Annotated in this window: 21 protein-coding genes; 7 read left to right on the top strand and 14 right to left on the bottom strand. The window is 63.5% G+C overall.

The window, feature by feature from the left end:
* Positions 1-36 precede the first annotated feature (36 nt).
* The 5 genes from KK137_RS10550 to KK137_RS10530 all read left to right on the top strand — a co-directional run bounded on the left by KK137_RS10550 (position 37) and on the right by KK137_RS10530 (position 4,858).
* Positions 37-966: an SDR family NAD(P)-dependent oxidoreductase gene (locus KK137_RS10550; protein WP_214536396.1), complete on the top strand. Its 930-nt coding sequence runs from the start codon at positions 37-39 to the stop codon at positions 964-966.
* 117 nt (positions 967-1,083) lie between these two features.
* Entirely contained in the window at positions 1,084-1,965 is an 882-nt protein-coding gene (locus KK137_RS10545) for a dienelactone hydrolase family protein (protein ID WP_214536395.1), read from the top strand.
* A gap of 236 nt (positions 1,966-2,201) precedes the next feature.
* The gene (locus KK137_RS10540; RefSeq protein ID WP_214536394.1) at positions 2,202-3,089 is read left to right on the top strand and encodes a dienelactone hydrolase family protein; all 888 of its coding nucleotides are present in this window, start codon (positions 2,202-2,204) and stop codon (positions 3,087-3,089) included.
* 50 nt (positions 3,090-3,139) lie between these two features.
* Complete coding sequence (locus KK137_RS10535; RefSeq protein WP_338028042.1) at positions 3,140-4,390, top strand: serine hydrolase domain-containing protein; 1,251 nt, start codon at positions 3,140-3,142, stop codon at positions 4,388-4,390.
* 66 nt (positions 4,391-4,456) lie between these two features.
* Complete coding sequence (locus KK137_RS10530; RefSeq protein WP_214536393.1) at positions 4,457-4,858, top strand: GFA family protein; 402 nt, start codon at positions 4,457-4,459, stop codon at positions 4,856-4,858.
* A gap of 362 nt (positions 4,859-5,220) precedes the next feature.
* Here the strand turns inward: KK137_RS10530 and KK137_RS10525 are convergent, their stop codons facing one another.
* From KK137_RS10525 to KK137_RS10505, 5 genes are all read right to left on the bottom strand, one after another.
* Positions 5,221-8,304 (bottom strand): TonB-dependent receptor domain-containing protein, encoded by a 3,084-nt coding sequence (locus KK137_RS10525; protein WP_214536392.1) that lies wholly within the window; start codon positions 8,302-8,304, stop codon positions 5,221-5,223.
* Positions 8,305-8,582: 278 nt separating this feature from the next.
* A complete protein-coding gene (infA, locus tag KK137_RS10520; protein WP_214536391.1) occupies positions 8,583-8,846 on the bottom strand; it encodes a translation initiation factor IF-1 in 264 nt (87 codons plus the stop codon).
* Between the two features lie 79 nt (positions 8,847-8,925).
* On the bottom strand, positions 8,926-9,123 hold the full coding sequence (locus KK137_RS10515) for a hypothetical protein (protein WP_214536390.1): 198 nt from the start codon (positions 9,121-9,123) through the stop codon (positions 8,926-8,928).
* Between the two features lie 36 nt (positions 9,124-9,159).
* Entirely contained in the window at positions 9,160-9,411 is a 252-nt protein-coding gene (locus KK137_RS16750) for an MbcA/ParS/Xre antitoxin family protein (protein ID WP_338028041.1), read from the bottom strand.
* Positions 9,408-9,677 (bottom strand): hypothetical protein, encoded by a 270-nt coding sequence (locus KK137_RS10505; protein ID WP_214536389.1) that lies wholly within the window; start codon positions 9,675-9,677, stop codon positions 9,408-9,410. The genes KK137_RS16750 and KK137_RS10505 overlap by 4 nt, the downstream gene beginning before the upstream one ends.
* 248 nt (positions 9,678-9,925) lie before the next feature.
* Between KK137_RS10505 and KK137_RS10500 the strand changes: the two genes are divergently transcribed.
* Positions 9,926-10,606, top strand: coding sequence for an HPP family protein (locus KK137_RS10500; RefSeq protein ID WP_214537468.1), 681 nt, complete (start codon positions 9,926-9,928; stop codon positions 10,604-10,606).
* Positions 10,607-10,609: 3 nt separating this feature from the next.
* On the opposite strand, the gene KK137_RS10495 is transcribed toward KK137_RS10500, so the two are convergent.
* The 9 genes from KK137_RS10495 to KK137_RS10455 form a co-directional block, all read right to left on the bottom strand.
* Positions 10,610-11,413, bottom strand: coding sequence for a CmcJ/NvfI family oxidoreductase (locus tag KK137_RS10495; protein ID WP_214536388.1), 804 nt, complete (start codon positions 11,411-11,413; stop codon positions 10,610-10,612).
* Positions 11,410-12,411 carry an aldo/keto reductase gene (locus tag KK137_RS10490; RefSeq protein WP_214536387.1) on the bottom strand — a complete coding sequence of 334 codons (1,002 nt, stop codon included), beginning with the start codon at positions 12,409-12,411 and terminating at the stop codon, positions 11,410-11,412. Before KK137_RS10490 ends, KK137_RS10495 begins: the two co-directional genes overlap by 4 nt.
* 182 nt (positions 12,412-12,593) lie before the next feature.
* Positions 12,594-12,962: a hypothetical protein gene (locus tag KK137_RS10485; protein ID WP_214536386.1), complete on the bottom strand. Its 369-nt coding sequence runs from the start codon at positions 12,960-12,962 to the stop codon at positions 12,594-12,596.
* A 94-nt stretch (positions 12,963-13,056) separates the two neighbouring features.
* Positions 13,057-14,013: a Gfo/Idh/MocA family oxidoreductase gene (locus tag KK137_RS10480; RefSeq protein ID WP_214536385.1), complete on the bottom strand. Its 957-nt coding sequence runs from the start codon at positions 14,011-14,013 to the stop codon at positions 13,057-13,059.
* Positions 14,014-14,130: 117 nt separating this feature from the next.
* A complete protein-coding gene (locus KK137_RS10475) occupies positions 14,131-15,024 on the bottom strand; it encodes a class III extradiol dioxygenase subunit beta (protein WP_214536384.1) in 894 nt (297 codons plus the stop codon).
* A 1-nt stretch (position 15,025) separates the two neighbouring features.
* Positions 15,026-15,445: a protocatechuate 4,5-dioxygenase subunit alpha gene (gene ligA / locus KK137_RS10470; protein ID WP_214536383.1), complete on the bottom strand. Its 420-nt coding sequence runs from the start codon at positions 15,443-15,445 to the stop codon at positions 15,026-15,028.
* Complete coding sequence (locus KK137_RS10465) at positions 15,442-15,756, bottom strand: DUF2218 domain-containing protein (RefSeq protein WP_214536382.1); 315 nt, start codon at positions 15,754-15,756, stop codon at positions 15,442-15,444. The genes ligA and KK137_RS10465 overlap by 4 nt, the downstream gene beginning before the upstream one ends.
* A 13-nt stretch (positions 15,757-15,769) precedes the next feature.
* Positions 15,770-16,795, bottom strand: coding sequence for an amidohydrolase family protein (locus KK137_RS10460; RefSeq protein ID WP_214536381.1), 1,026 nt, complete (start codon positions 16,793-16,795; stop codon positions 15,770-15,772).
* A gap of 21 nt (positions 16,796-16,816) precedes the next feature.
* Positions 16,817-17,626: an NAD(P)-dependent oxidoreductase gene (locus KK137_RS10455; RefSeq protein ID WP_214536380.1), complete on the bottom strand. Its 810-nt coding sequence runs from the start codon at positions 17,624-17,626 to the stop codon at positions 16,817-16,819.
* A gap of 132 nt (positions 17,627-17,758) precedes the next feature.
* Here KK137_RS10455 and ligK point away from each other — a divergent pair, with 132 nt between their 5' ends.
* Positions 17,759-18,433, top strand: coding sequence for a 4-carboxy-4-hydroxy-2-oxoadipate aldolase/oxaloacetate decarboxylase (ligK, locus tag KK137_RS10450; protein WP_214536379.1), 675 nt, complete (start codon positions 17,759-17,761; stop codon positions 18,431-18,433).
* The last annotated feature ends 93 nt before the right edge of the window (positions 18,434-18,526 follow it).

Below are 18,526 nucleotides of genomic sequence, written 5' to 3'. Positions count from 1 at the left end.
CGATCGTGACTGTTTTGGCGAGAGGGTTTGGCAAAAATGAGTGACACAGGACGTCCCTGGGAAGGGCGGGTAGCCTTCGTAACCGGCGCGGTGACGGGTATCGGTCTCGGCGTGGCGCAGGCCTTCGCCGATGCGGGCATGCGTCTTGCGCTCAGCTATCGCAATGAAGACGACAAGGCCCGTACGGCTGATTGGTTCGCGGCCAAGGGTTATGAGCAGCCTTTGTTTCTCAAGCTCGACGTGACCGACAGGACGCGCTTTGCCGAAGTGGCGGAAGACGTGGTCGCTCACTTTGGCGAGGTCCACGTGCTGGTGAACAACGCTGGCGTCTCCGTTTTCGGCCCGACCGACGAGGCGAGTTACGACGACTACGACTGGATCATGGGCGTCAACTTCGGGGGCGTGGTCAACGGCCTGGTCAGCTTCCTGCCCAAGATCAAGGAAGCGACTGGACGGCGTCACGTCGTTAATGTCGCCTCGATGGCGGCGTTCCTGCCCGGTCCGCAGGCGGGCATCTATACAGCCAGCAAGTTCGCCGTGCGCGGGTTGACCGAGAGCCTTCGTTATAACCTCGCCCCATACAAGATCGGCTGCTCGCTGTGCTGCCCGGCGCTGACGCGCACCAACGCCTGGACCAGCGCTCTGAAGCGCCCCGACGGTTTTGGGGAAAGCGGCTTCCCGGACATGCCGAAGGAGGCGCTGGAGCAGTTCGGTACCGCCTTCGAAGAGGGCATGGACCCCTACGAGGTCGGCACGAAGATCCTCAACGGCATGACCGAGCAGCGCGGCTTGATCCTGACTCACCCGGAACACGGTCCCGACTTCGAGGAGATTCATGCCGCCGTGATGGCCGCGCTGCCGATTGAAGAAGCTCCTGAGGGACGGCTCCGGATCGAGCAGCTTCGGCGCGATGCCATGAAAGCGGCGGAGGAAGGCCTGCATTACAACATCGACGACTTGACCTGACGCTCGGCATGGCGGGCCGCCTTCTGCGCTGAGGGCGCCCGCTCAAACCCCTGCTGGACCTCTCGCCCCAAGCCGCTATCCTCCTGCCCCGAAGGGAAATCTTGAGGAGCGTCGGAAATGTGTGAGCTGGATCAGTTGAGCGATATGAGCCGCGTGAGCCGGCGGCAGTTCGGAACCCTTGGCGCCGTGGCCGGTCTCGGCGCAGCGTTTACTCCCTGGGCCGTGGCGAACGCGCAAGGCGCGGGCGGCCTGACCGAGAACATGGTCAGCTTCGCCGCACCGGGCGGAACCATGGATGCGTTCTTCGTCCACCCGTCGTCGGGCAAGCATCCTGCTGTCATCCTGTGGCCGGACATCGCAGGCCTGCGTGATGCAAAGAAGGCCATGGGCCGGCGCCTTGCCAGCTCGGGCTACTCGGTTCTGGTGGTCAATCCCTTCTATCGCAGCTTGCCGGCGCCGCAGTTCAAGGACTTCGCAGATTTCCGCGACAATGGCGGCTTCCAGAAGGTTGGCCCGTGGATGGCGCGGAACAGCCACGAGAACGTCACCGAGACCGCCAAGGCAGTCGTCGCCTGGCTCGACCAGCAGGCGTCGGTCGATACCTCCAAGGGCATCGGCAATCAGGGCTATTGCATGGGCGGACCGTTCACCGTTCGCACCGCGGCGGCCGTACCTGGCAGGGTCAAGGCCGCAGCTTCGTTCCACGGCGGTGGGCTGGTGACCAATCGTGCCGATCCCAACGACCCCAACGTCCCGATCAAGCTGATCCCCCAGACCCAGGCGAGCTTCCTGATCGCGATCGCGAAGAACGACGACGCGCAAGCGCCGACGGAGAAGGACGAGCTCAAGGCCGCCGCACAGGCCGCCGGGCGTCCGGCGGAGATCGAGGTCTACCAGGGCGACCACGGTTGGACCGTGCCCGACAGCCCGGTCTACAACGAGGCCGAGGCTGAGCGTGCCTGGGGCCGGTTGCTGAACCTTTACAAGACCGCGCTCTGATTGGAGCTCCCATCCTCTCCGAGCTTGTCTCGGGAGGGTGGCAGACGCTGCAAGGTGGCTGACGGAGGATAGGCGGAGGCACGCGAAAGCCCCTCTGCCCTCTGCTGCGCGGACGGTCCCCCTCCCCGAGTGAGATCGGGGAGGATTTCCCACTTTCAACAAGTTGTCGGCCTCTTTGAGGACGCGCCGCAATGGGTTATTCTCGCACCGGGAAACGGATGCGAGGGAGGGGAGTCATGTGCGACCAAGACCATCTTGCTGACATGGATGAGCGCGGGGACAAGCGAACTAGCGCCAAGGGCATGAACCGTCGGGAGTTCGCGGCGATGGGCGCAGTGGCGACGTTGATCGCCTGCACCCCGATGGATGACGTCGACGCCGCCGGGGGTGCAACTGAGGAGACCGTGAAGTTCGACGCGGCTGGCGGGAGGATGGATGCCTTCTTCGCCCATCCCGTAGAAGGGAAGCACCCCGCTGTCGTAGTCTGGCCGGACATCGCCGGTGTGCGCGACGCTTTCATGTCGATGAGCCGCCGTTTGGCGAGCGAAGGTTATGCCGTGCTGGTGCTCAACCCCTATTTCCAAGATAAGGAAGCGCCGCAGTTCGAAGACTTCGACGACTGGCGCACGCAAGGCGGGATGGAGAAAGTCGGCCCTTGGCGCGCCAAGCTGACGCCTGAGGCAGTCGCAGAGACCGCAAAGGCCGTGGTCGCCTTTCTTGACAAGCAGGATTCGGTCGACACCTCCAAGGGGGTTGGCGTGCAAGGTTACTGCATGGGTGGTCCGCTGGCGGTATGGACGGCTGCGGCGGTGCCCGAGCGGGTCAAGGCCGTGGCGACCTTTCACGGCGGCGGGCTAGTCGGCGAAGACGCAACTTCGCCTTCGAAGATGCTGGGGCAGACACAGGCGAGTTTCCTGTTCGCCATTGCCCGCGATGACGACAAGAAAGCGCCCGGCGACAAGGATGCCCTGAAGGCCGCCGCCGCGGCAGCCGGGCGACCGGCGGAGATCAAGGTCTATCCGGCCGATCACGGTTGGACGGTCGTGGATTCTCCGGTCTACGATTACGATCAGGATGACGCCTCGTGGGCGCGGCTGCTTAACCTCTACAAGACCGCTCTCTAGTGTCCCCGCAGCGCTGTGGATCGGGCGGTCGCCGATGGCGTGCCGCTGCCGTGTCACTTTGCCTTGTCCTGGCGACGTCGCTGGCGGCCCAACCGGCGGTCGAGCCGGGCGGGAGCGTCGGTGCGGCCGCCTTTTCTCTGGACGGCGCCCGCATCGATACCGAGCTGCGCGGCATGGTCGAGAGCGGCCGGGTGGCCGGGGCGGAGGTCCTGGTGTGGAAGGATGGGCGGGAAGTCCATTACGGGAGCGCCGGCCTCGCCGACCTCGAGGCCAAGCGCCCGTTTGCCCGCGACACGTTGGTGCAAGTGTTCTCGATGACAAAGCCGGTCACCGGCGTCGCGCTGATGCAGCTGTGGGAGCAGGGCAGGTTCGGTCTCGACGATCCGCTCGATCGCTATTTGCCGCGGTTCGCCCAGGTGCGGGTCTACGACGAGGCCGCACCCAACAAGCTTCGTCCGCCGAGCCGCGCGATCACCATCCGCGACGTGCTGCGCCAAACCGCCGGGTTCACCTACGGCGGCGCCAATCATCCCACCGACGCGATCTGGAACGCCCTCCAGCCGCTTTCGCCCGATCATACGCTGGCCCAGTTCGCCGAGCTGATGCCCAAAGTGCCGCTGCTCTACGATCCCGGCACCCACTGGCACTACAGCGCGGGTGTCGACGTCCAGGCACGCCTGGTCGAGGTGTTGTCGGGCCAGCCGTTCGACCAGTACGTGGTCGAGCACATCTTCCGGCCGCTCGGGATGACGCAGTCGTGCTGGAAATGCAGCCCGGACCTACTGCCGCGCCTCGCCGCCATTTACAGTGTCGGCAAGGGCGGTTTCGAACGCATGCCGCGCGAGACCTGGCTGGAGCCGAACTTTGCCGACAAGCCGATGACCATGGGCGGTTCAGGCATCGTCACCACGATCGATGAGTACATGCGATTTGCCCGCATGCTCCTGAACCAGGGCGAGCTGGACGACACGCGCATTCTTCAGCCAGCGACAGTTCGCTTGCTGTCGACCGACCAACTCGATCCGCGGATCGAGGACAAGGACCGCTTGTGGCTGCCGAGCAAGGGTTCTGGCGGTTTCGGCTTCGATGTCTTCGTCCGCACCCGCCCGCCGCAGACCGCGCAGGAAAACCGCGGCGCTGTGGGTGAGTTCTTCTGGGATGGCTATCCCTCGATGCTGTTCTGGGTCGATCCCTTGAATGACATGGCCGTGGTCTTCGCTACGCAGAAGATCCCGTTCGACGGCACGCTGCATCACGACATCAGGGATGCGGTTTATGGGGCCGGTTACCGGGGATGGTGAGAGGGCTGGACTTCAAGCCGGCGAGACCGCCTTTCGCTCTGAAGGCACCCGCCTTAAGATAGGCGAATGACCAACCGAGTGGCGTCATGCAGCTGCGGACAGCTTCGCGTTACCTGCGAGGGTGAGCCCGTGCGAATATCCATTTGTCATTGCCTGGAATGCCAGAAGCGGACCGGCAGCGTTTTTGCGGCGCAGGCGCGCTTCCCACGAGAAGGGCTGACGATGGAGGGCCGCTCGACGCAGTGGACGCGACGAGGCGATAGCGGGGAATCGGCCACTTTCCATTTCTGTCCGATGTGCGGCTCGACGGTGTACTGGGAGCCGCATGGGTTGCCGGGTTTCGTATCGATCGCCGTAGGCACGTATGCTGACCCCGGTTTTCCGCCCCCGCACGTCTCGGTCTACGAAGAGCGGCAGCACCCGTGGGCGTTGCGCGCCCACCAGCTCCCGCTTGAGCATGAGTTCTAGCCAGCGCCGATGGCTATTGCCGTCTCCCGAGTCGTAGTCATGCACGAATCGCTAAGTTGGGAGCACTTGGTAGCCGGCTAAATGCGATAACCTACGTTAACTCTGCGTGAGAGGAGGGGACGCGCAAGGCCGAATGGGCCGAAATATTAAGTTCTGAGCCACGTAATTTACGCCAGATTATCAAAAGTTACTGGATCATTCGCAAAATCGGGGTCTTAATGCTCGTGCGACCCAAAGGGCTCGAAGCAGCGATGCGGCGGGTTCTACTCGTACAGGGCGGCCCTCCAGAGAGCCGCCCTTTTTTTGGGGTCGGCCTTCTCTACGCGGTCGGCAACGGCGCCCCCTCAGGGGCGCCGTCCGGATCAGAAATTCACGCGCGCACCGATGCGGAAGCTCCGGCCGAACGTGTCAAAGTAGACCGGGTTGGTCGGAAAACCATTGCCGCCCGGCGCTATCACGGGATCGCGATCGAACACGTTGTTCAGCGACGCGAACACCTGGACTTCCTTGGTGATGTCGTACGATCCCGAAAGGTTGAAGTAGATGGCATCGCCGACGCTGTTGTCATTGATGCTGTTGGGATCGGCCGTGTCGTAGCCCGGATCGCTCGGGTCGATCGGCGCGCCACCACTGGCGGTCACGGTCAGGTACCGCCCCCCGCCGACGTAGCGAGCCTGTATGGTACCGGTGAACGGGCCCTGATTGAACGTGACGAACGCGTTGCCTTGCCACTTCGGTGCCGTGTTGAAGCTGCCGAAGGCGGCTGTCGGACCCGACTGGCCGGCGTAGTTGGTGGGCGGCAGAGGCTCGCCCGTGGCCACGTTGGTCAGGCCGGTATCGAACAACTGGTCGTAGAGATAGGACGCCAGCATGCGCACCAACAGCGAGCCTGTGCCAAGCGAAGTCTGGTACTGCGCTTCGAAATCGACGCCCCTGGTGGTGAAGCCCTGTAGGTTGGCGGCGCGGTTATCGATGTGGATGATGTCCGGCGTTCCTTCGCCTTCCATCAAATCGCAGAAGGTCTGGTTTCCCTGGAAGCAGCCCGTGACGATGTTCTGCGCCCCGATGCCGAACGGAGGTCCGATGATCGCGTCTTTGATCTTGATTTGATACCAGTCGGCAGAGAAGCGGAAGCCGCTGAATAGGTCTTCCGGCGCCAACACCGCCCCGACAGTCAGCGTGTCCGCTTTCTCCGGCCGGAGATTGACGTCACCGCCGCTGTCGATGTTGACCGGATCGCTTGGGCTGCCGCCTGGCCAGGGGTTGCTGACCGAGCCGAACGGACCACCAACGGTTGTGGCATATGTCTGGAACAACTCGCGGAACTGCGGCGCGCGAACGTCGCGCGACCGGGTGGCGCGAAAGCGCAACCAGTCCGTAACGTCCCAGATGCCGCTCAGCTTCCAGGTGACGAACTCGCGGCTGGCCGACAACCCGTCATTTGCGCCGAGAGTGCCGGTGTTCTTGTTGTGCGTCAGGCGAGCGGCGGCATCGACTTCGAGATATTTGCCTACCGGCGAATCCCGGAACACTGGGACATTCAATTCGGCGTAGCCTTCCATGACCTCGGTCTTGCCGCCGTAGTCGAGGCCGTAACTCAGCGTATAACCCGAGTACCAGGGCTGGTTGTCCAGGTCGTGGGTCACGGTGCCGCTTTCAGTGCGCCATTCGACGCCGCCCGCCAGCTTGACTGTGCCCGCGCCGAAACCGCTGAACAGGTCGCCGCGTGCGTTGAGCGCGATGACGTCCTGCTTCTGGGTAGAGAACTCCACCAGCGTGCGGAACGCGTAATCGATCGCCGCCTGGTCGGCTTTGCTCGCCCCGAACAGGTTAAGCGGCGTGCAAGGGCCGGAGGCGTCCGCCAGTTCAAGGTCGGCCGCGGTGTAGGGGAGGCCGGTGTTGGGGTTGATATGTCCCGGCACGTCGATGCCGCAGACGATTCCGCCTGGCGTGTTGACCGCATCGAGAGCGAACCGCAGCAGCGGATCGACCACGTTATGGTACAAGTGCTGGTCGTTCTTGTTCACCCCATGCGAGTAGTAGGCGTCCCAGTTCCAGCCACCACCGAGGTCTCCGTCGAGCGCGGCGACAACGCGCCATGTTTCGTTGTTGGTGTCGTTCTCCGCGGTCTGGAGGTTGTTCATATTGCGGCCGATGAATGCGCCCCCCGGTCCCATGGTGGCTGCCACGCTGGCGGGCAGGAAGGCGTTGTCGGGCGCGATGTGGTAGCCGACGAGCGCTCCGCCACCGACGTCGAAGGCATAAGGACCAATCGCTCCGGTCGCGACCGGGTTGTTGGCTTCGCTGCGCGCATATGATCCTTCCAACGAGGCGGTGATCGAAGAACCGACCTCGTATTCAACACGGGCGAGGGTGCTTAGCTTCTGCACAGCCACTCGCATTGTGGTGGCATCATAGGCACCTACCGAAAGGTCGTCGCCGCCCTGCCGGAATCCGAAGATGCCTGCACCGGACGAGTACAGCCCGTGATCGAACGGAACGGTCCCGGTACCGTCAGGCGTGAACTGGACGGCCGGTCCGGTGACGGCGGGCGCGTAGATACACACCCCCACGAAAGCCAGGCAGGGTATGAGCACGCCCGTGGAGCTGGTGTAGGCCGGGCTCGCGTTGGGGCCGATGATGTAGTGCGGCTGGCCATTCGTGGCGTGGTCCTCGTTGGTGAACATCGCATAGTTCTGCGCGCACCAGCCGCGTTCTTCGGAGCAATTGCCGATGGCCGAAGTGTCTTGGAACTCGGCGCCGACGATGAAGTGGCCCCGGTCGTCCGCAAAGGCGGTGCCATAGGCGCCGGTGACGTGGAAATCGTCACCGTCCCCGTGGGTAGTGACCGTGTAGTCGGCCTGCGCCTTTATGCCTTCAAGGTCCTTGTCGAGGATGATGTTGACCACCCCGGCAATCGCGTCGGAGCCATAGACAGCGGAGGCGCCGCCAGTGACCGTCTCGACTCGGCCGACCAACATCGAAGGAACCAGCGAGATGTCGACACCGCCACCGGTCGTGGTCGGCACGACACGGCGGGTATCGATCAGCGTCAGCGTACGCGTGCCGAAGAACGGATTGAGTCCGCGCAGATTCACTAGCTGCGCACCGACATTGAAGTTGCCGAGGCCGACGTTGTTGGCGGCGAAGAAGTTGGAGTTCGAAGGCAACTGCGAGACGACTTCGGCCACGTTGTTGAGGCCGAGGGCCTGAATATCCTCGGAATCCAACACCGTGACCGGGTTCGGCGTTTCGAAAGTGCTGCGGGTCACGCGCGAACCAGTGACCACGATCTGGTTTTCGCTCTCCGAGGCGGCGGGCGGGGTCGGAGGGGCCTGTTCCTGCGCCATCGCGGCAGCGGACCAGCCCGCAGCGAGGCCGATGGTGAGTGCAATTCTGCTGAGCTCGCGGCACATCCTTGCGCCGCGGTGTCTGTAGACCCGCATGTCTTCCCTCCCCTAAACCACCCATTTTTGGGCGAATCTTAGCGGCCTTCTTCCGCGGCTCGTACCGGACTGAAAGCAATCCGAGCGGCCGCAGGGGCGTGTCTTGGGGAAAATAATGCCTTAACTGCGTTCAATTTCAATAGCTGTTTGTAAACAGTGCTCTACGCCATGCCAGACTTAATGAAATTGGTGCAGCGCAGCTAGCGTCTCTGCTGCAGAAGCACACAGGGCTGGTGGACGCCGCGGACCCGGCCGATCGGCCAGATCGGCCAGCGTCCTCAGCGCCGGAAGGGGCCTCGCCGGGGGGCCGGACCTTGCCCGGGAGTGCGTTCGCGAAAAATGATCCGGCCCTTGGACAGGTCGTAGGGCGTCATTTCGACATGCACCCGGTCGCCAACTACGGAGCGAATGCGAAACTTGCGCATCTTTCCGGCGGTGTAGGCGATAATCCGGTGATTATTGTCCAGCATCACGCCGAAGCGGCCGTCGGGCATGACCTCGTCGATATTACCTTCGAGTGTCATCAATTCTTCTTTGGCCATTCGGAGTCCTCAATTACAGGTGGTGGTCGCTGCGCATGGCATCGAGCCGTGCTTCATGCTCGCAGCGCATGGAAAAGTGTCAGCGTCCGGAATCCGATCGCGAAGCCGAAGCTTTCTTGAGGTTCACGTCATCCCGCCGTTCCTGCTTGGCGCGTTCGCGAGCAATTCGTCGGGCATGGGTATTGTGCCGGGCCCACAGAATCCCTGCGACGGCGGTCAGCAACAGGACACCGATCAAACTGCAAGCGAATAGCAAGCGGGCCGGGAGATCGGACATTACGCGGCTCGAGCCGTTGCTCTGCCACGTTGTTCGCTAGTCACGTGAGCTCACCGGAGTTGCGTAGGCCATGCGGCCAAGTTCGGCCTCGACGCTGTTACGGCCTTCGTCGCTCAGAGTAGCCAGGTCGAGTGGTCTCCCGCCCAGCGCAGCATGCTCTGTGTTGAGAAAAGCGATGGCTCGATCCTTGCCGAGCACCTGAAAGGCCAGCCGAGCGATATGGCCCTGACGCACGGCAGCCTCGCGCTCGAGACGGGGCGTGGCTGTGGAGCTGCGGAACCGCGTCACGATGCGCCGGCTCCGCTCGGCGCTTTGCCGGCCAGCATATCGAAACTCTTCGCTGTCAGAGAGGAGCACAACGCGGCACCTGGGAGCGCCGCCAGGCTTTCCCAGCCTGTGGCGGCAATAGCGCCACTGTGGCGCTGGATCGAACCGATGCGGTCGGCAATTCGCCGGGCGGACGTCTCATAGCTCAGACGCGCGTCGCCCGAACTCGCGCCACCCGCTTGCATCAGCAAGACCTGGTGATCGAAGTAGAGTTTGTTGAGGTCCATACAGGCGCTCCTCTGCGTAAGCGGGAGCACGAACGGGTCTCTCAGCCACAGGCGCCTACAAGGACGATAGCCTGTGATGGGGCCGATATGGGGTTGCCGGCGCACAATTGTAAGATGGGGATTGCGCAAAGCGGCTTCCCGCGATTCTTCTTGTCGGCCGGAAAGACGGAACGGCAGCCCTTCCCCAATGGCACTGACGCCAGTAAGCGCGCCCCGCGGACTACCTGGGCCTCGGAGAATACATGCCTATCGCGGTTTTCAAGCCGATGCTCGCAGGAGCACGACTGCCTGATCGTATCGTTGCTTGCGTCGGGGCGATGATTTGCATTGCGCTGACGATCGTCGTCTGCAGTCAACTGCCGATCGCGCTCGACAAGCTTCCGATCATTGTGGCCCCCCTGGGTGCTTCAGCGGTCCTGGTGTTCGCAGTGCCGGCCAGTCCGCTCGCCCAGCCGTGGTCGGTAGTTGGAGGGAACACATTATCCTCGTTGGTCGGCGTGTTCGCCTTCCAGGTTGTGCCTGATCACACCATGGCAGCGGGTGTGGCGGTAGGTTTGGCGATCCTGGCGATGACGCTATGCCGCTGTCTGCATCCGCCCGGCGGAGCGGCCGCGCTGACGGCGGTGATCGGGACCAACGATATCCACGCGGCCGGCTACTACTTCGCTTTCGCTCCGGTGGCGCTCAACTCGATCGCTCTCGTTTCTCTGGCGATGTTCTTCCACCGGTTCTCGGGCCACAGCTATCCCCACGTCCCCCTGCCGCCCGGAGACTCGCTGGAAGCGTCAGGCCTGCACCTTGAAGACATCGACAAGGCGCTGGCCGACTTGCCCGACCATTACGACATCAGCCGCGAAGACCTCGACGTGCTGCTCACGCACGCCGAGCTTCATGCGATCGAACGGCGCCAGGGGCCGAAAAAGTCCTGATCGTCAGGCAAACCAATAGCAGGTCCCGCGCATCTCCAGGCTGACGCGAGGCGGGGCGTCCTTGCCCGCGAGCGGATTATCGAACGCGCCGTGCGGCATGCACTGGGCGCGGTTGGGGTCGCTTTCGCTGGTGGTGAACACGATGGCCTCGTCCGGCGTCATGTTGGAATAATAGTACCAGCGGTGGTTTGGGTTGGGTGCCAGCAGGTAGTTGGGGAAGCCCCATTCCGGGCTGCCGTCTGGCGGATCGAAGATTGCGTCGCAATCGAGCAGGTCTTCGGGAGCGACGCTGGGATAGGCGCAGAGACCGAGCGGCACGTCCTGTGGGGCGCCTGAAAGCGCGCGCCAGACGTTGTATTGGGCGCTGCGGACCACGGTCTTGCCTGCGGGCGCGGCCTTCTCGCGCATGGCGGCGGCGGCTTCCTTGGCCATGTCGACATGGACGAAGCGGGCGGGATGCGAGTTGTCGTGCGCTTCGTTCTCGCCAAGCTTTTCGGAGAAACGCAGGATGCCCATCGGCGTCATCACGACTTCGTCGCAGCCGGTCAGCTGTTTGAGCATATCGGCGATCTCGCCGCGATGGATCTCGGCCACCGCGTTGAGATCGGTGAGGTCCGCGACGGCGCTCTTGTGCTCGACAAGGGTGAAACCTTCGCGATCGAGCGTGCAGCCGAGCCCGCGAGCATCGGCGATGGCAACTTCTTCCGGAGCCAGCGGGACGAAGTCCTTCTCGTGCGCGTTGGCGTAGAAATAGGGCTTCTGCTCGGTGCGTTCCGAATAGCCGATCTTGGCGCGGACGTCTGTCATGCTGGTTCGAATTCCTCGGTGTCGATCGTGGGCCTTATGGCTTCGTGATAGCGGTGGCCAGCGACCGTGTCCTCGTTGATCAGGGCATCGGCGGCGCTGAGCACCTCCTCAGGCAATGGCAGGTCCCAAGCGGCATGGTTGTCCCCCAGGTGCTGCAGGCTCGTGGTCCCGGGAATCACGTGGACATGATCGCCACGCGAAAGAACCCAGGCGAGGGCGAGTTGGCCGGGCGTGACCCCCGCTTCCTCGGCAAGCGCGACGAAGCTCTCGATCAGCGCCAGGTTGTGCGGCCAGTTCTCCGCGTTGAAGCGCGGCATTTTGGTGCGCAGGTCGCTCTCCTCGAGCGTCGAGGGATCGCGCAACACGCCGCCGAGTGCCCCGCGGCCAACCGGTGAGAAGGCGACCAGCGGCACTCCAAGCTCGCGACAGGTGCCGAGCACGGCGAGTTCGACGTTGCGGGTCCAGAGCGAATACTCGGTCTGGACCGCACCTACGGGGTGAACACTGTGCGCCTCCCGAATGTGGGCGGCCGACCATTCGGACACGCCATAGGCGCCGATCTTCCCCGCCTCGATCGCACCGGCGAGAGCGCCGACCGAATCCGAGATGCCGACCTTCGGATCGAAGCGGTGCATGTAGTACAGGTCGATGTGGTCGGTGCCCAGCAGACGCAGGCTCTCGTCGATGGCCTGGTCGATCGCATCGGGGGAGCAATCCACGCCGCGCTTCGGGCCGTCGACGACGATGCCGCACTTGGAGGCGAGGAAGAACTCGTTGCGGCGACCCTTCAACGCCTCGCCAATCAGCGCCTCGTTCTTACCACCGCCGTAGATGCGCGCGGTGTCGAGGTGGTTGTAGCCAAGGTCGAGCGCGCGGTTGAGCAATTTGATCCCATCCTCGTGGCTCGGCGGTGTGCCGTAGGCCCAGGACAGGTTCATGCAGCCAAGGCCCACCGGGTGAAGCGTCTTGCCGGAAATCGTGCGGATTTTGTCAGTCATGGGTGCCCCTCTGCCGGAGGAGGCGGAGGGATGGCAACCCCGTTTAGAGGGCTTCAGCGGATGGTGGAGGGGGGGATGCGGATGGTGGAGGGGGGATGCGGATGGCCGCTTGCCCCTCCGTCACGCTCCTGCGGAGCGAGCCACCTCCCCGAAACGAGCTCGGAGAGGATTTTGGCCTTGGGTTAAAGCTCCGCCAGTGCCTTCTGAGCCCAGTTGTAGAACGCATCCTGCTTGCGCCCGAGTTCATCGGTCGAGCGCCGGTAGCCTGCATGGTCCTCGTCGATCTGGGTGCTGCGCCACTTGGACTGGTGCTGAGCCAGCGCCTGGCGCATTTCGAAGAACTGGCTTTCGAATTCGTGGGCGACTTCCGGGCGGGCCTTGAGGCGGGTGTCCGCCTTGATCGATCCCATCATCTCGGCAATCAGCGTCGCAAAGCGCGTGCGCAACCGCACGATGTCGCGCACAGCCCGCTCTTCAGTGGACTTTGCGGCTTTTTGCATCAGCAGGTGCGTTTCCTGAGCTTCGCTCAGGATCCGATCCAGTTCAGCCATTGGGCTCCCCAAACTTGTTCTCGTTTTCGTTGGAGAGCCCTTAGCATACTATTGAGTCAACAATACCTTAACGGCACGCCGAACCGAGTTTGGCTCAGGACCAGCCGTCCTGAGCTTCCAAGCTCGCGGCGAGCTCGCCGATCACCCGGTAACAGTCGAGCACCTGGGCGACCGAGCTGTTCGGCTCACGCCCTTCGCGGATCGCGGCGATGAATTCGCGGTCCTGCAGCTCGATACCGTTGTTCGAGACGGTCACGCCGGTCAGGTCGATCGGCTCTTCCTTGCCCGTGACCAGGTCGTCGTAGCGCGCGATGTAGGTCGCGGTGTCGCCGATGTAGCGGAAGAAGGTGCCGAGCGGGCCGTCGTTGTTGAAGCTCAACGACAGGGTGCAGATCGCGCCGCTTTCGCTCTTGAGTTGGATCGACATGTCCATCGCGATGCCGAGTTCAGGATGCTTGGGACCCTGGATGGCATTGGCGGTGACGATCTTGCCCGCCTGATAGGCGAACAGGTCGATCGTGTGTGCGGCGTGGTGCCACAGCAGGTGGTCGGTCCACGAACGGGCTTCACCCTTGGCGTTCATGTTCTTGCGGCGGAAGAAGTAGGTCTGCACGTCCATCTGCTGGACCGCGAACTCGCCGGCGACGATGCGGTTATGGACGTACTGGTGGCTCGGGTTGAAGCGGCGGGTGTGGCCGACCATGCAGACCAGGCCGGTCTCCTGCTGCTTCTTGAGCACGGCCTCGGCATCTGCCCAAGTGTCCGACAGCGGAATCTCGACCTGGACGTGCTTGCCGGCGTTCATGCAGGCGATCGCCTGTTCGGCGTGCATCTGCGTCGGGGTGCAGAGGATCACCGCGTCGACGTCGTCACGCTCGAGCGCTTCGCTCAGTTCGGTGCCAGAGTGCCTGGCGCCGTACTTGGCGGCCACTTCCGCGGCCTGTTCGGCGCGGCGGGAAATGATCGAGACGATTTCGACGCCGTCGATGTTCTTGAGGCCGTCGAGGTGCTTTTCACCGAAGGCGCCGGCACCGGCGAGAGCAATGCGCATGGGGGTCTCCATAGATCCCCCTCCTGCTTGCAGGAGGGGTTAGGGGTGGGTGTATGAGGGGTGGCGCTTTACTCGCCCACCCCCGGCCCCTCCCGCGAGCGGGAGGGGAGTTTGGCTTTAGGCGTCGACCTGCTCGCGCACCGAAGGCGGAGCGGCGCCGATGCCCTCAGGCTGCAGGATCAACGCGCCGAGCGCGGTGTTCGACGCGGGGATGTGGTAGAAGCGATAGAGCTCTTCTACGCCCTTGTCGCCGAGCGCGCCGCGCATAATCAGCCACATGACCAGCTCGATGCCTTCCGAGCCCGCTTCACGCAGGTACTCGATGTGCGGCATCTTGCGCAGGCGTTCCGGGTCTTCGATCAGATCGCGGATGAAGGCGAGGTCGAAGTCCTTGTTGATCAGACCGGCGCGCGGACCCTGGAGCTGATGGCTCATGCCGCCGGTGCCCCAGACCTGCACATTGAGGTCTTCTGGATAGCTTTCGACTGCGGCGCGAATGCTCTCGCCCAGCGAGTAGCAGCGATTGCCCGAGGGCGGCGGATAAGTGACCACATTGACCGGGAACGGGATGACCTTGCACGGCCACTTGTCGGGTTCGCCGAAGATCATGCTCAGCGGCACGGTGCAGCCATGGTCGACGTCCATCTGGTTCATGATGGTCATGTCGAATTCGTCGAGGATCAGGCTCTGGGCGATGTGCCAGGCGAGGTCCGGATCGCCGATAACGTCCGGCACCGGGCGCGGGCCCCAACCTTCGTCGGCCGACTTGAAGCTTTCGGCGCAGCCGATCGCGAACGTCGGGATGATGTTCATGTCGAACGCAGAGGCGTGGTCGTTGTAAACCAGGATCACCACGTCGGGCATGTTGCCCGGCTGCTGGATCCACTCCTTGATCGGCTCGTAGCCCTTGAACACCGGGCCCCAGTAGTCGTTGCCCGAAGTCCCGGTCTGGATCGCCGCGCCCAGCGCGGGGATGTGGCTCGAGGTGATGCCGGCGGTAATGCGGGCCATGTCAGTAACCTCCCTTGATCGAGCGCTGCCCCTGCGGCGAACGGCCGCCCTTGAGCATCATCTCGGCATATTCTTCCTGGGTCATGCCGGTCATCGAGCCGGCTGCGAACTGGAAGCTCTTCTTGTCGGTCGAGAACAGCTTCGACAGGAAGTAGATGTTCCCGCCTTCGTCGATCATCGCGTTGTAGTCGCGGTTCAGAACCGCCTGCTTCGCGGCTTCCGAAATCTGCCATTCGTCGAGATAGGCCCGCTCGTCCGCCAGGAAGCGTTCGCGGTTCTCGGCCTTCATCAGGCTCATCGCGAACTGATTCAGATGATAGCCCTGGCGAGCGCGCTTCGCGGTGAAGACACGGGTGCCGGGGATGTCATCGAATTCCGCGAGGTATTCGTGGATGTCGATACGCTCTTTCTTGTCGCTCATTGGTCTTTCCATTCGTAAGTGAGCGGCGCTTCGCGAAAAGCGAAGCGGTCGATATGCCGTTCGATCACGCCGCGCATGTGCACATTGCGCTCCGCGTCGCCGGTGGTGAGGGTAATGGCAATGCCTTCCGGCCGCGCGGTCATGATCGCCGTCTCGGTGTCCGAGAACGGGAACACGCCCATCCCATCGCCGTCGTCATAACTGGTCGCCATCTTGTGGCTCCAGTGGCTGACGAGCTGCTGGATGTACCGTTCGGGTTTGGCGCACAGGGCCAAGCCTGTCGCGGTGAAGGAGGTCTCCGCCTCGGTCATTCTACAGTTCCGGTCATTTTCCCATTGCCTTCAATTTTGCATCAAGCCGTGGGAACACCTTACGCGCATTGCCCTCGAAAATGGCGTGTTTCTGTTCGTTAGAGATATCGAGCGCGTCGATATAGCGCTTGGTATCGTCGAAATAATGGCCGGTGGTCGGGTCGATCCCGCGCACCGCGCCGACCATTTCGCTGCCGAACAGGATGTTCTTGGTCTCGATCACGTCGGCCAACAGGTCGATGCCCGGCTGATGATAGACGCACGTGTCGAAATAGACGTTGTTCATCAGGTGGGTATCGAGGCTCGGCTGCTTCAACATGTCTGCAAGTCCGCGATAGCGGCCCCAGTGGAATGGCACGGCACCACCACCATGCGGTATGATGAATCTCAAAGTCGGGAAGCGGCTGAACAAATCGCCCTGCAGCAGCTGCATGAAGGCCACCGTGTCGGCGGCGAGGTAGAAGCCCCCCGTCGCGTGCATCGCCGGGTTGCAGCTGCCCGAAACGTGGATCATCGCCGGCACGTCGAGTTCGGCCAGGACCTCATAGATCGGGAACCAGGATTCGTCGGTCAGCGGCGGATGGGTGAAGTGGCCACCGCCCGGATCGGGGTTGAGGTTGCAGCCGATGAAGCCGAGTTCCTCGACGCAGCGGCGAAGTTCCTTGATCGAGGCCGTGAGATCCGCCTTCGGGCTCTGCGGCAGCATGCACACGCCGGTGAACACGTCCGGATAGAGCTCGGTCACGCGGTAGATCAGGTCGTTGCAGGCGATCGACCAGGCTTCGCTGACCGACTGGTCGCCGACATGGTGCGCCATGGTCGAGGCGCGCGGCGAGAAGATTGTGTGGTCGGCGCCGCGCTCACGGATCAAACGGAGCTGGTTCTTCTCGATTGTCTCGCGAATCTCGTCGTCGCTGATCGCGGGGTAAGGCGGGGGAGCCGATCCGTCCTTGAAGGCGGCCTTCTGCGCATCGCGCCAGACGTCATGCTGGGACGGGGCAGTGGTGTAGTGACCGTGGCAATCGATGATCAGCGTCATATCCGCTCAGTTCCTCTTATCTTATGTTCGCTCGGCTGCGCGGCGCTGCCGCTCAGCCGTGTTGCGAGTCATCAAGGGCTCAACGCCCAGCGCTTCGAGCGTCCGGGCCGATTCTTCCATTTCCGCCGCGCGGCGCACGCCGTGGAGGTGCATCCGTTCGAGATTGTAGGCGATCTGGTCTGCCCAGCCGCGCTTCTTGTCCGAAGCGTCGAGCGAGGCCACGACCTCATCGAATACGCCCGCGGCCCTGGCGGCGGCGGCGCATTCGTCGCTCAGCGCTTCGATGCCTTTGACCATGACCGAGCGGATCAGCTTGATAGAGGAGGCGCGGCCGACCTCCTCACCAACTACGCGGACGTTGGTGAAGCCGATGTCCCGGAGCAGCTTCTCCGCCGCAACGCCGTGCGGGCCGGAGACCAGCAGCGGCACCGCGAGGTCGCGGTTGATCGGGGCCATGACCGCCACGTCGACGTAGCGTCCGCCCGCGGCCTCGACGATCCTGGCAGCGGCCTGCTTGGTGTCCGGCGCGATCGAATTCATGTCGCACCAGACCGCGCCGGTGCCCAGCAGCGGAGCGCATTCAGTGGCGGCCGCGAGCGCGGCGTCGGCGGTGACGAGCGAGATGGCGATCCCGGCGCCTTCGAGCGCGCCGCGCGCATCGTTGGCCGTTTCAACGCCGTACCGCGCCATGATCTCGCGACGATCCGGCTTGATATCCCACCCGCGCGCACGGCCACCCCAGTGTCCGGCGCTGGCAAAGCCTTCGCCGGCCTCGCCAAAGCCGATCAGCGCCACACGCGGCGCGGGGGAGGGTGCATTCGAGTCAGACATCCTAATCGCTCCGCCGTTACTGAATGTATGTGTTGCTTACAAGTTTGCCAGAGTTCGCTCGGGACCCTTGACGCAAGGGGCCGCTCGGGTCCACCGGGCACCGCGTAACTGCTGCCCGGAGGAGTCGCACAGATGAGCGGTGTCGTCGTCCAGAATATCGAACGCGCGGACCTGGAGGTGGTCAATGGCCTCGGCGCCTGCGGGGTCGCGACCGTCCATGAATCGCAGGGCCGCACCGGCCTGCTCGCCAGCTACATGCGTCCGATCTATCCCGGTGCCCGCATCGGCGCGACCGCGGTGACGATCAGCGTCCCGCCGGGCGATAACTACATGGTCCACGCCGCGATCGAGCAGTGCCGCGAAGGCGACATCCTGGTGATCGCGCCGACCAGCCCGTGTGAGGATGGCTACTTCGGCGATCTTCTCGCCACCAGCGCCCAAGCGCGCGGTTGCCGCGGCCTGATCATCGACGCCGGTGTGCGTGACGTGCGCGACCTGCACGAGATGAACTTCCCCGTGTGGTCGAAGCGCGTGTTCGCCCAGGGCACCATCAAGGCAAGCCTCGGCAGCGTCAACGTGCCGGTGGTCTGCGCCGGAGCCTATATCGAGCCGGGCGATGTGATCGTCGCCGACGATGACGGCGTCTGCGTGGTCAAGCGTGCCGATGCAGCCAAGGTGCTGGAAAAGGCCCGCGCCCGCGAAGCCAACGAAGGCGACAAGCGCGCGCGCCTCGCTTCGGGTGAGCTCGGTCTCGATATGTACGGCTTCCGCCAGAAGCTGACCGACATGGGGCTCAAGTGGATCTGATTTGAATTCCCCTCCCGCTTGCGGGAGGGGTTAGGGCTGGGTGAGTGGGCCGCGACAGGCCCACCCCCGACCCCTCCCTTAGACGGGAGGGGA

Origin of the sequence: Croceibacterium selenioxidans, assembly GCF_018599195.1 — a bacterium.
Lineage (GTDB): Bacteria > Pseudomonadota > Alphaproteobacteria > Sphingomonadales > Sphingomonadaceae > Croceibacterium_A > Croceibacterium_A selenioxidans.
The sequence above is the reverse complement of the archived record's forward strand: the minus strand, read 5'-3'. Positions and strand labels throughout refer to the sequence as shown.

Bases quoted from the DNA above. Each gene is read 5' to 3' on its own strand.
- KK137_RS10550 (WP_214536396.1), top strand. From the start codon at position 37: ATGAGTGACACAGGACGTCCCTGGGAAGGGCGGGTAGCCTTCGTAACC.
- KK137_RS10545 (WP_214536395.1), top strand. From the start codon at position 1,084: ATGTGTGAGCTGGATCAGTTGAGCGATATGAGCCGCGTGAGCCGGCGG.
- KK137_RS10540 (WP_214536394.1), top strand. From the start codon at position 2,202: ATGTGCGACCAAGACCATCTTGCTGACATGGATGAGCGCGGGGACAAG.
- KK137_RS10530 (WP_214536393.1), top strand. From the start codon at position 4,457: ATGACCAACCGAGTGGCGTCATGCAGCTGCGGACAGCTTCGCGTTACC.
- KK137_RS10525 (WP_214536392.1), bottom strand. From the start codon at position 8,304: ATGCGGGTCTACAGACACCGCGGCGCAAGGATGTGCCGCGAGCTCAGC.
- infA (WP_214536391.1), bottom strand. From the start codon at position 8,846: ATGGCCAAAGAAGAATTGATGACACTCGAAGGTAATATCGACGAGGTC.
- KK137_RS10515 (WP_214536390.1), bottom strand. From the start codon at position 9,123: ATGTCCGATCTCCCGGCCCGCTTGCTATTCGCTTGCAGTTTGATCGGT.
- KK137_RS10505 (WP_214536389.1), bottom strand. From the start codon at position 9,677: ATGGACCTCAACAAACTCTACTTCGATCACCAGGTCTTGCTGATGCAA.
- KK137_RS10495 (WP_214536388.1), bottom strand. From the start codon at position 11,413: ATGACAGACGTCCGCGCCAAGATCGGCTATTCGGAACGCACCGAGCAG.
- KK137_RS10490 (WP_214536387.1), bottom strand. From the start codon at position 12,411: ATGACTGACAAAATCCGCACGATTTCCGGCAAGACGCTTCACCCGGTG.
- KK137_RS10485 (WP_214536386.1), bottom strand. From the start codon at position 12,962: ATGGCTGAACTGGATCGGATCCTGAGCGAAGCTCAGGAAACGCACCTG.
- KK137_RS10480 (WP_214536385.1), bottom strand. From the start codon at position 14,013: ATGCGCATTGCTCTCGCCGGTGCCGGCGCCTTCGGTGAAAAGCACCTC.
- KK137_RS10475 (WP_214536384.1), bottom strand. From the start codon at position 15,024: ATGGCCCGCATTACCGCCGGCATCACCTCGAGCCACATCCCCGCGCTG.
- ligA (WP_214536383.1), bottom strand. From the start codon at position 15,445: ATGAGCGACAAGAAAGAGCGTATCGACATCCACGAATACCTCGCGGAA.
- KK137_RS10465 (WP_214536382.1), bottom strand. From the start codon at position 15,756: ATGACCGAGGCGGAGACCTCCTTCACCGCGACAGGCTTGGCCCTGTGC.
- KK137_RS10460 (WP_214536381.1), bottom strand. From the start codon at position 16,795: ATGACGCTGATCATCGATTGCCACGGTCACTACACCACTGCCCCGTCC.
- KK137_RS10455 (WP_214536380.1), bottom strand. From the start codon at position 17,626: ATGTCTGACTCGAATGCACCCTCCCCCGCGCCGCGTGTGGCGCTGATC.
- ligK (WP_214536379.1), top strand. From the start codon at position 17,759: ATGAGCGGTGTCGTCGTCCAGAATATCGAACGCGCGGACCTGGAGGTG.